Source organism: Lentzea sp. NPDC060358 (assembly GCF_042725365.1).
In the GTDB taxonomy this organism is placed as follows: domain Bacteria; phylum Actinomycetota; class Actinomycetes; order Mycobacteriales; family Pseudonocardiaceae; genus Lentzea.
Window position 1 is genome coordinate 49,572 of the sequence record NZ_JBHXCW010000023.1, and the last position, 8,573, is coordinate 58,144.

General features: G+C 71.4%; 6 protein-coding genes and 1 tRNA gene. 6 read left to right on the forward strand and 1 reads right to left on the reverse strand.

The features are described 5' to 3' along the window. The first annotated feature begins 85 nt into the window (after nucleotides 1-85). From topA to ACFWGZ_RS07785, 5 genes are all read left to right on the forward strand, one after another. On the forward strand, nucleotides 86-2,857 hold the full coding sequence (gene topA / locus ACFWGZ_RS07765; RefSeq protein ID WP_382450687.1) for a type I DNA topoisomerase: 2,772 nt from the start codon (nucleotides 86-88) through the stop codon (nucleotides 2,855-2,857). Nucleotides 2,858-2,874: 17 nt separating this feature from the next. After that, nucleotides 2,875-3,300, forward strand: coding sequence for a hypothetical protein (locus tag ACFWGZ_RS07770; protein ID WP_382450688.1), 426 nt, complete (start codon nucleotides 2,875-2,877; stop codon nucleotides 3,298-3,300). A gap of 69 nt (nucleotides 3,301-3,369) precedes the next feature. Beyond that, nucleotides 3,370-5,415 carry a bifunctional MFS transporter/dTMP kinase gene (locus ACFWGZ_RS07775; RefSeq protein ID WP_382450689.1) on the forward strand — a complete coding sequence of 682 codons (2,046 nt, stop codon included), beginning with the start codon at nucleotides 3,370-3,372 and terminating at the stop codon, nucleotides 5,413-5,415. A 28-nt stretch (nucleotides 5,416-5,443) separates the two neighbouring features. Beyond that, on the forward strand, nucleotides 5,444-6,640 hold the full coding sequence (locus tag ACFWGZ_RS07780) for a DNA polymerase III subunit delta' (RefSeq protein WP_382450690.1): 1,197 nt from the start codon (nucleotides 5,444-5,446) through the stop codon (nucleotides 6,638-6,640). Nucleotides 6,641-6,643: 3 nt separating this feature from the next. Continuing rightward, entirely contained in the window at nucleotides 6,644-6,985 is a 342-nt protein-coding gene (locus tag ACFWGZ_RS07785; RefSeq protein ID WP_382450691.1) for a hypothetical protein, read from the forward strand. A gap of 6 nt (nucleotides 6,986-6,991) precedes the next feature. Here the strand turns inward: ACFWGZ_RS07785 and ACFWGZ_RS07790 are convergent, their stop codons facing one another. After that, the gene (locus ACFWGZ_RS07790; protein ID WP_382450692.1) at nucleotides 6,992-8,335 is read right to left on the reverse strand and encodes a hypothetical protein; all 1,344 of its coding nucleotides are present in this window, start codon (nucleotides 8,333-8,335) and stop codon (nucleotides 6,992-6,994) included. Between the two features lie 109 nt (nucleotides 8,336-8,444). On the opposite strand from ACFWGZ_RS07790, the gene ACFWGZ_RS07795 reads away from it, so the two are divergent. Next, nucleotides 8,445-8,518, forward strand: a tRNA-Thr gene (locus tag ACFWGZ_RS07795). Nucleotides 8,519-8,573: the final 55 nt, after the last annotated feature.

The following is an 8,573-nucleotide window of genomic DNA, read 5'->3' on the forward strand; positions in this document are numbered from 1 at the left end:
GCGGCGCGGATGGTGTGCTTTTCGGCCGACGCTGGGCAACACTGGCGGGCCTGGGAACCGGGTTTGGAAGAGAGCGGGACGGCGAGTGGCTGGATCGACACGAACGAGAAAGAGCAGCGGAGGAGCGGGTGCGACCCGGCGATTGGTGATCGTCGAGTCGCCCACGAAGGCGCGCAAGATCGCCTCCTACCTCGGCGCCAACTTCGTCGTGGAGTCCTCCAGGGGACACATCCGGGACCTGCCGCGCGGTGCCGCCGACGTCCCCGCCAAGTTCAAGGGCCAGGCCTGGGCCCGGCTCGGCGTCGACGTCGACCACGACTTCGAGCCCCTCTACGTGGTCTCCGCCGACAAGAAGTCGCTGGTCACCGAGCTCAAGGAAGCGTTGAAGGACGTCGACGAGCTCTACCTCGCGACAGACGGTGACCGCGAGGGCGAGGCCATCGCGTGGCACCTGCTGGAGACGCTCAAGCCGAAGGTCCCGGTCCGCCGGATGGTGTTCCACGAGATCACCGAGTCCGCGATCCAGGCCGCCGCCGCCAACCCCCGCGACCTCGACCAGGACCTGGTCGACGCCCAGGAGACCCGCCGCATCCTCGACCGCCTCTACGGCTACGAGGTCAGCCCGGTCCTGTGGAAGAAGGTCATGCCGAAGCTCTCGGCGGGCCGCGTGCAGTCCGTGGCGACCCGGCTGGTCGTGGAGCGCGAACGCGAGCGCATGAAGTTCGTGAGCGCGAGCTACTGGGACATCTCCGCGCAGATGGACGCCGGTGAGAAGGCCACGCCGCGCCAGTTCGGCGCACGGCTCGTCGCCGTCGACGGCACCCGTCTCGCCACCGGCCGCGACTTCGGCTCCGACGGCAAGCTCACCGGCAGGGCCGAGGTGGTCGTGCTGGACGAGGCGCAGGCCAGGGCCATCGCGACCGGGCTGCAGAACGCGCCGGTCAAGGTCTCCTCGGTCGAGGAGAAGCCGTACACGCGCAAGCCGTACGCGCCGTTCATGACCTCGACGCTGCAGCAGGAGGCGGGCCGCAAGCTGCGCTTCTCCGCCGACCGCACGATGCGCACGGCGCAGAAGCTGTACGAGAACGGCTACATCACCTACATGCGAACCGACAGCACCACGCTGTCGGAGACGGCCATCAACGCCGCCCGCACGCAGGCCACCGATCTCTACGGCGCCCAGTACGTCGCGGACAAGCCGCGCCAGTACACGCGCAAGGTCAAGAACGCGCAGGAGGCCCACGAGGCGATCAGGCCGGCGGGAGAGGTCTTCCGCACGCCCGGCCAGGTGGCCTCCGAGCTCGACTCCGACGAGTTCAAGCTCTACGAGATGATCTGGCAGCGCACGATCGCGTCCCAGATGGCCGACGCGCGGGGCAACACGACCAGCGTGCGCATCCAGGGCACGGCCGCGACGGGCCAGGAGGTCACGTTCGCCGCGTCCGGCCGCACGATCACGTTCGCGGGCTTCCTCAAGGCCTACGTCGAGACCGTCGACGCCGAGGCGGGCGGTGAGTCCGACGACGCCGAGTCGCGCCTGCCGCAGCTGGTCAAGGACCAGGACCTGACGATCGCGGAGCTGTCCGCGGACGGCCACACCACTTCGCCGCCCTCGCGCTTCACCGAGCCGTCGCTGATCAAGACGATGGAGGAGCTCGGCATCGGCCGCCCCTCCACCTACTCGTCGATCATCAGCACCATCCAGGACCGCGGCTACGTGTGGAAGAAGGGCGCGGCGCTGGTCCCGTCCTGGGTCGCGTTCGCCGTGGTCGGGCTGCTGGAGCAGCACTTCGGCCGCCTGGTCGACTACGACTTCACCGCCGCGCTGGAGGACGAGCTCGACGGCATCGCCGCGGGCCGGCAGGGCCGCACGAACTGGCTGTCCGGCTTCTACTTCGGCGGCAGCGTCGGCCCGGACGGCTCGATCGGCCGCTCCGGCGGCCTGAAGAAGCTGGTCGGCACGGGCGTCGAGGACATCGACCCGCGCGCGGTCAACTCGATCCCGCTGTTCAGCGACGACGAGGGCCGCACGGTCGTGGTCAGGGTCGGCCGGTTCGGGCCGTACCTGGAGCGCGAGGTCGACGAGGCCGCGCAGCGCGCGAACCTGCCGGACGACCTGGCGCCCGACGAGCTGACCAGCGAGATCGCCGAGAAGCTCTTCTCGACGCCGCAGGAGGGCCGGTCCCTGGGCACCGACCCGGTCTCGGGCAACGAGATCGTGGCCAAGGAGGGCCGCTTCGGGCCGTACGTGACCGAGGTGCTGCCCGAGCCCGCCGAGAACGGCACGGCGAAGTCGAAGGCGAAGGCCCCGAAGCCGCGCACCGGCTCGCTGTTCAAGTCGATGGCGCTCGACTCGGTGACGCTCGACGACGCGCTGAAGCTGCTCTCGCTGCCCCGCGTGGTCGGCAAGGACCCGGAGACGGGCGCCGAGATCACCGCGCAGAACGGCCGTTACGGCCCGTACCTGAAGAAGGGCACGGACTCGCGGTCGCTCACGGACGAGTCGCAGATCTTCACCGTCACGCTCGAAGAGGCGCTGAAGATCTACTCGGAGCCGAAGAAGCGCGGTCGCGCGGCCGCCGCACCGCCGTTGCGCGAGATGGGCAACGACCCGGTGTCCGGCAAGCCGATGGTGATCAAGGAAGGCCGGTTCGGCCCGTACGTCACCGACGGTGAGGCGAACGCGTCGCTGCGCAAGACCGACAGCGTCGAGTCGATCACCGACGAGCGGGCGGCCGAGCTGCTGGCCGAGAAGCGCGCCAAGGGGCCGGTCAAGAAGAAGGCCCCGGCCAAGAAGGCCACGACGACCGCGAAGAAGCCCGCGGCCAAGAAGGCTCCCGCGAAGTCCAAGAGCTGAGCTGCCAGGAGGTGGCGGTGCCGAACTCCGAATTCGGTCCGGACGGGACACAGGCCCCGCCGCCTCCCCGGCTGTACCCCGACCCGTTGGCGGGTCTGGTGACCGCCTCCACGTGGGTCGCTCCGCAGTGGACGGCGGCGTCTCCGACGTCACGTGTGTCCGTGCCGACACCGCCGGAGCCGGCCGAGGACGTGCGCCAGGCCCTCTGGGCGCAGATGCAGCAGGAGCGGGGCCGCCCGCGCGGCCGGCAGCAGCGAGCTCCCCAGCGGCAGCCGGGCCCACCGCCGCAGCAGTGGGCTCCGATGGCGCAAGTGCCTGCGCCGCAACAACAACAGCAGGTCAAACCCGCCAGCGGCGTGGCCGCGTTCATCGGCTGCCTGATCGTGATCGGGTTCTTCGTCCTGGTGCTGCTGGTCATCCTCGGGGCGATCTTCGGCGGGTAACGCTGAGAGTCCGCCGACTTCACCCACCACATCCGGTTACGCTGACCGCACGGGGTTGGGCTGATAGGGGTGACTGAAATTCAGGACGCGGACACACCGGTGACCGAGGCAGGCCAGGCAGGGCAGGCCCAGTCCAGCGTGTCCACGGTCCACCGGCTTCGCTCGGTACTCGCCATCAGGCCGTTCCGCAGGTTGTGGCTGGTCACGTACCTGTGCAGCGTCGGTGACTGGCTGTCACTGCTCGCGCTGACGGGCCTCGTCTCCGAGATGATGAACAGCTACCAGTGGCAGTCGTTCGCGCTGTCGCTGGTGGTGCTCACCCAGCTGCTGCCCGGCATCCTCTTCGCGCCCATCGGCGGCGTGCTCGCGGACAAGTTCGACCGCCGCAAGGTCATGGTCGTCTGCGACGTCCTGCGCGGGTCGCTGTTCATCTCGATCGCGCTGATCGGCTCGCCGGTCTGGCTGTTCGTGGCGAACTTCCTGGTGGGCTGCTGCGCGATGCTCTGGATCCCCGCCAAGGAGTCGGCGGTCCCGAACCTGCTGCGCCGCCCCGACCAGGTCGAGTCGGCGAACCAGCTCGGCCTGGTGATGACCTACGGCATCTCCACCATCAGCGGTTTCGGCCTGTACTCGCTGATCTCGGGCATCCCCGGCTACCTGAACATGCAGGGCGGGAACCTCGAGTTCCGCATCGCGACGATCGCGGTGATCATCAACGGCCTGCTCTACTTCACGTCCGCGATCCTGATCGCGACCAGGCTGCCCGAGCTCTCCGGCCGCGTGGCGGCGCAGAAGAAGGAGATCGACGCCGACAAGCCCGGCTTCGTCGCGATGTTCCGCGACGGCCTGCGGTTCGCCGGCCGGACGCCGCTGGTCAGGGGCCTCGTCATCGGCATGATCGGCGCGTTCGCCGCGGCCGGTGTCGTGATCGCGACGGCGAAGCTCTACGCCCAGTCGCTGCTGGGCGGCGCGTCGACGTTCGGCCTGCTCTTCGTGGCCGTGTTCGCCGGTCTGGCGATCGGCATGGCGACGGCGCCGCGCCTGGCCCGCCGCCTGGCCTACAACCGCCTGTTCGGCGTCACGATCGTCGGGGCCGGCGTCACGCTGGTCCTGGTCGCGCTGGCCCCGCACCTGTGGATCGCGCTGCTGATGGTGATGCTGGTCGGCGCGTGCGCCGGCGTGGCGTTCCTGACCGGCCTGACGATCGTGGGTTCGCAGGTCGAGGACGACATGCGCGGCCGCACGGTCGCGCTGATCCAGTCGTTGCTCAAGGTCGTGCTGTTCGGTGCCTCGGCCGGTGCCCCGCTGCTGGTCGCGCTGCTGCAGAAGCGCACGATCAGCGTCTTCGGCCACCCGATGGAGGTCGACGCGACCCGTCCGGTGATGCTCGGCGGCGCCGCGATCGCGATCGTCCTGGGCCTCGTCGCGTACCGGCAGATGGACGACCGCCGGGAGGAGCCGGTGCTGTCGTCGCTGTTCGCGGCGCTGCGCGGCCGCCGGTCCACCAAGGGCCTGCTGATCGCGGTCGAGGGCGACACCCGTGAGGACACGTCCGTGCAGGCCCGCCGTCTGGCCGCGGCGTTGCGCGCGGAGGGCCTCGACGTGCTGCTGGCCGCCGATCCCGAGCACGACGAACGCCGTCTGCGCACGATGCTGTCCTCCGCCGAACTGGCGGGCGTGCGCGCGCAGGCCCTCGTGGCCGCCGCGGTGCGTGCCGATGTCGTCGAACGGCAGGTGCGTCCGGCGTTGGACGAGGGTTCCGTCGTCGTGATGGAGCGCTACGTCGACTCGCCGCTGGCGCACTTCAGCGCGACCTCCACGCTGGAGCACCAGGAGCTCGAAGGCCTGGTCGACTGGGCCACCGGCCGCCTGCGCCCCGACCTCACGATCCTGCTCGACCGCCCCAACGCCGACGGCAGGGCGATCGGCCTGGAGCACCACTGGCGCGTCCAGCGGCTGCTGAGCGAGATGGCCGCCGCCGACCCCGACCGCTACGTCGTGGTGGAGGCGGAGGGCGACGCGGACGCCATCGCCGACCGGGTCCGCTCGGCCGTCCTCCCGCTGCTCGCGACGCGCAAGCGCCCGGTCCCCGAAGCCGCCGCCCCGACGCTGTGACCCGTCCGCCCGCTGGGAGACTGGACCCATGAGCGTGTGGGACGAGGTGGTCGGCCAGCCCGAGGCGGTGGCGACCCTGTCCGCGGCGGCCGAAGCCGCGGCCGTGATCGTCGCGGGAGGCACTCCCGCCCCCGGCGTGATGACCCACGCCTGGCTCTTCACCGGCCCGCCCGGCTCCGGCCGTTCGTCCACCGCCCGCGCGTTCGCCGGCGCGTTGCAGTGCGTGGTGACCGACGACCGCCCGGGCTGCGGCGAGTGCAACGGCTGCCGCACGACGTTGCACGGCACCCACGCCGACGTGCGGGTCGTGGCGCCGGAGGGCCTGTCGATCTCGGTCGCCGAGATGCGGTCGCTGGTGCAGATCTCCGCCCGCCGCCCCACGTCGGGACGCTGGCAGGTGGTGATCATCGAGGACGCCGACAGGTTGACCGAAGGCGCCGCGAACGCCCTGCTCAAAGCCGTCGAGGAGCCGCCGGAGCGCACGGTCTTCCTGCTGTGCGCGCCATCCGACCACCCCGACGACGTGTCGGTGACCATCCGCTCGCGGTGCCGGCTCGTGTCGCTGGGCTCGCCCCGGCTCGCGGCCATCGCCTCGGCGCTGGAGCACGTGGACGGGGTCCCGCCGGAGATGGCGCAGTGGGCGGCCTCGGTGTGCGGCGGGCACGTCGGCAGGGCCCGGCGGCTGGCCGTCGACGAGCAGTCCCGCGCCCGCCGCGAGTCCGTGCTGCGGATCCCGCTCGCGCTGCGCCGGCCCGCGGACGTCTTCACCTGCGCCGACGAGCTGATCAAGGCGGCGGAGGAGGACGCCTCCACGGCCAACGAGGCGCGCAACGAGGCCGAGCGCGAGGCCCTGGAGACCGCGATGGGCGCCGGCGGCACCGGCAAGGGCACCGCGGCCGCCACCCGTGGCGCCAAGGGCGCGTTGAAGGACCTGGAGAAGCGGCAGAAGTCGCGGGCCACCCGGACCCAGCGCGACTCGCTCGACATGGCCCTGGTGGACCTGGCGGGCTTCTACCGCGACGCCCTGGTGACCAAGACCGGGTCCGAGGCCGCGCTGATGCACCCGGACCGCGCGGGCGACTCGCGGACCGCCGCCGCCACGTGGTCGGCGGAGTCGATCCTGCGGCGGCTGGAGGCCGTGCTGTCGTGCCGCGAGGCCATCGAGGTCAACGTGAAGCCGCGGATCGCCGTCGAGGCCATGGTGACGACGCTGCACCGGGGCTGACGGGTGACCCCGGAGACGACCGGGCGGGACCTGGACCGGTTGATCGCCGAGTTCCGCGCGAGGGCGCACGCGTTGGTGGCCGCCCTGCCGGACCCGGACGTCGACGACGACATCCCGGGCGAGGTCGAGGTCGGCGGGCAGCGGTGGTGGGTCCACTGGCACGACCCGCACTTCTGCTGCGAGAACGACGACGGCGTGGTCGTGGAGGCGCACATCTACGACCCCGACCTGCTCGACCCGTGGTTCCTGCTCCAGTACGCGAAGACCGCCGGCGGGCACGACGCCGTCGTGGCGGCGTGCCTCGGCGGCTTCAGCGACATGGTCGCCCTGCTCCGGGGGCGCTGAGCTGCGTCAATTCTTCTTCGCGCGCCGGACGGGCAGCGCCGCGAAGATCACCACTCCCGCGAGCAGCAGCCCCGTGCCGGTCCAGAACAGCGGAACCGACTGGTAGGCGGCGTTGGTGTAGGCGAGCGGCGGCGCCTTCTTCGGCGGCGCGGCCTGCCCGCCGGGCTGCCCCGGCACGGTCGGCTCCGGCGCCGTCCCGCAGACCACCCCGCCCTGCGGCGCGGCGGCCCGCACGATCTGCTCGCCCAGCGAGACCTGCGCGAGCGCCGACGGCAGGTTCGGCAGCTTGAGCTTGTCCGTGGGCAGCAGCTGCACGTCGAGCATCCGCGCGGTCGCCCCGAGCTGGAAGCCGCTGAACCCGCTGCCGGTGAAGCCGGACTTCTTCTCGGTGAGCCCGGCGATCTGCAGCCTGACCACGACCAGGTCGAGCAGCAGCGGCACGTCGAAGCTGGGGTGCGCGGCGTCGAGCGTGCCCAGTTCCTCGCCGTTCTGGCTGACCTTGAGCACCGGTGCCGTGTAGCTGATCTTCGACGAGGCCTCGTCGCCGGTCGACGTGGCGGTGAGCGTGGGCGGGCTGACGACGTCGATCTTGACGCCTCCGGCCAGCTCCACGCTGACCGCCCGCATCGTCGAGGTGGACTCGACCGCCTTGGTGGCGCTGCCGGGCACGTCGACGAGCCGCACCGACGAGGTGGCCTCGAACGTGTCGGGAACGCTGACGAGGCTGGTCTTGGCGGGCAACGGCACCTCGGCCGGCAGTGCACTCAGCACCTCGAGCCCGGCCAGCGAGGTCCGCGCCGTGGCCAGCGGACTGACGCACGGCCCGAGCTTGTCGTCCCACCGCGCCTGCACGCTGCCGTTGAGCACCCGCAGGCTGCCGAGCGGGGTCTGAGGAATCGGCAGCCCACCGGCCGTGGGCTGCGGGTTGTCCGGAATGGCGGTCTGCACCAGCGTTCCCGGCGTCTGCGGAGCCCTCCCGGCCACCGCGAACCCGAAGGGACTGGCCTGCGTCACCACCCGCTCGGTGGTCAGGAACGCCTCGGTGTTGACCTGAGCGCTCGCCAGCCCGAGCCCGAGCTCCGTGACCGACTGCTTGGGCAGCTGCTCACCCAGCCCCGGCAGGATCGTGCTGGTGGGCACTCCCTGCGGCCCGAGCCGGATGACGCCGAGCCCGGTCCCCGCGTCCCCGACGGCGTGTGCCGGCGACTGCGGCCCGTTGGGCGCGGACACGGGCGGCTGGTTCGGGTCACGCGGCCCCGGCACCGGCGTGGTGGGGGGCTGCGCGAGCGCGGGGGCGGCGACGAGCGCGAGCAGCACCCCGGCGAGCGGCACGGACCAAGATCGGCGCATGGACCCTCTCCTCGGCGGCTGGGAGGCGGTGACGTCGGTCACGGTCCGTCCAACGAGGCCGCCCCCCGTGAGTGACGGGTCCTCGGGTGCGCTATGGTTATCGCGTCTCGCCGCCTTAGCTCAGTCGGCCAGAGCGGCTCACTCGTAATGAGCAGGTCATCGGTTCGATTCCGATAGGCGGCTCGGTGAGACGGAAGGGCCACCTCACACCTTACCAGTCCCATCATCAGTTATAATC

Coding starts and splice junctions, on each gene's coding strand:
- ACFWGZ_RS07780 (WP_382450690.1), top strand. CDS start 5,444: ATGAGCGTGTGGGACGAGGTGGTCGGCCAGCCCGAGGCGGTGGCGACC.
- ACFWGZ_RS07790 (WP_382450692.1), bottom strand. CDS start 8,335: ATGCGCCGATCTTGGTCCGTGCCGCTCGCCGGGGTGCTGCTCGCGCTC.